At 47.5% G+C, this 531-nt stretch carries 1 protein-coding gene; it reads left to right on the top strand.

All coding sequences use genetic code 11. The annotated features are described in order from the left end of the window. Nucleotides 1–531: hypothetical protein (locus tag D8802_RS10235; protein ID WP_472725602.1), on the top strand; the 531-nt coding region annotated here is incomplete at both ends.

The following is a 531-nucleotide window of genomic DNA, read 5'->3' as shown; positions in this document are numbered from 1 at the left end:
ATCTGATACAGATGCGCTTGTTGACGCTGAGGCACTGTTGCTTACGCTTGTGCTTACTGATTCTGAGGCAGACTTGCTTGCGGATTCAGATGTTGAAGCACTTGTGCTTGCGCTTGTACTTGCTGAGTTAGAAGCGCTGATTGAAGCAGAGATGCTGTTGCTCAAGCTTGTTGAATCTGATACAGATGCGCTTGTTGACGCTGAAGCACTGTTGCTTGCGCTTGTGCTTGCTGATTCTGATGCGCTGATTGAAGCAGAAATGCTGTTGCTTACGCTTGTTGAATCTGATACAGATGCGCTTGTTGACGCTGAGGCACTGTTGCTTACGCTTGTGCTTACTGATTCTGAGGCAGACTTGCTTGCGGATTCAGATGTTGAAGCACTTGTGCTTGCGCTTGTACTTGCTGAGTTAGAAGCGCTGATTGAAGCAGAGATGCTGTTGCTCAAGCTTGTTGAATCTGATACAGATGCGCTTGTTGACGCTGAAGCACTGTTGCTTGCGCTTGTGCTTGCTGATTCTGATGATTCTGA

It is taken from the genome of Streptococcus oralis (genome assembly GCF_003943395.1).
GTDB classification, from domain to species: domain Bacteria; phylum Bacillota; class Bacilli; order Lactobacillales; family Streptococcaceae; genus Streptococcus; species Streptococcus oralis_BF.
The sequence above is the reverse complement of the archived record's forward strand: the minus strand, read 5'-3'. Positions and strand labels throughout refer to the sequence as shown.